We start from the raw sequence: 1230 nt of genomic DNA, 5'->3' as shown, positions 1-1230 counted from the left end.
GAAGGCCTTCCGGCAGAACACCACCTGTGGCGGATAGGTATAGGCCGCGAGCAGAACGAGACCGTAGCGCTCCCGCAGCAGCGCCTCGAGGCGCGGGCGCCACAGCGCGACGGTGCGGCGCAGCGCCGGCATGTCGGGGCTCAGCAGCGGCAGGTCGATCACGTTGAGCTCCGGCTCCTCGGCCGCTGCCAGGCCGAGCAGGACATTGCCGAAGGAGACCACGCCGAGCCGCAGCAGCTGCAGCATCTCCTGGCCGCGGATGCCGCTGCGGTCGAAGGGCACGATCTGCACCTGCACCTGACCGGCCGTGATCTCCGGCACGCGATGGGTCCAGAATGGTGCCTCATGCGCGTCGTATTGCTGCACGCCGCCGAGGCCTCCGACCACGTTGAGTTCTATACGAGGATCGGCTTGGCCAATATGAGGCGCAAACAATGCAAGTGTCAGGTTTGCACATGCAGCCAGAGCGGCAGTTCTCAGGGACGAAGCCAAGAACATTGCTAGCTGATTAAGCAAAGATGTACGCATCGATGAGATCCACATCCCCGTCTTCGGCAATCGGCCAGACGCCAAGAAGGGCATACATCACAACCAAAAATGCAATTCCACTTAATTATAAAAACCTCAATGGGGAAAACAGGGTTGAACCTGTCACTTGCGAACTGGCTGAACAACCAGTCCGTGTGCGGCGGGACGGGGATCCCGTCCTCCGCGGCGGATGCATCGCCCTTCCCTGTCCTGTCCGCAGCCCTCATAGCCCGAGCGTCTTGATCGGCTTCTTGCACAGCAGTTGGGCGCGGCGGACATAGCCGCGCATGGACCTGAGGTGGCGGGTGTGGTCCATGATCTTCTCATATGGACAGCAGGCGAGCGCGACTCCTTCCTAAGCTTCTCGTCGTGATGCGACGGCTCTGGTCGCCCCTGCTCTCTGCTCGTCTGGTCCCTGAATTTGGCTTTTCCAGCAACTCCACGGTTGGTTACAGCCATGCGGCATCGCAGACCTCCCAGACCATGGGGCAGCGCGGTTGTAACTTGAAATGCTCTTGTCGGGATCCGGGGGGATGGAGCCAGGCCTGGGTAGCGTGCCCGGAGGCGGCCTGTGATGCTGTGTGTGGGGGCGGTGTAGCCGCCGGAGTGAAACTGACCCGGTCGCCGGTTGAAATCTGACCCAGGTTCTAGGGTGCCCTGTCACCGCGATGGGGGCCCGGATGCTTGGGGGAGAGCTGGCAT

At 62.1% G+C, this 1230-nt stretch carries 1 pseudogene; it reads right to left on the bottom strand.

What is annotated here, in order from left to right:
- Nucleotides 1–387, bottom strand: a pseudogene (locus tag E2C06_RS36530) (ABC transporter substrate-binding protein); the annotation flags it as partial.
- Nucleotides 388–1230 lie beyond the last annotated feature (843 nt).

The organism is Dankookia rubra (assembly GCF_004355005.1).
GTDB classification, from domain to species: Bacteria; Pseudomonadota; Alphaproteobacteria; order Acetobacterales; family Acetobacteraceae; genus Paracraurococcus; species Paracraurococcus ruber_A.
This window is presented reverse-complemented; position numbering and strand designations above follow the sequence as displayed.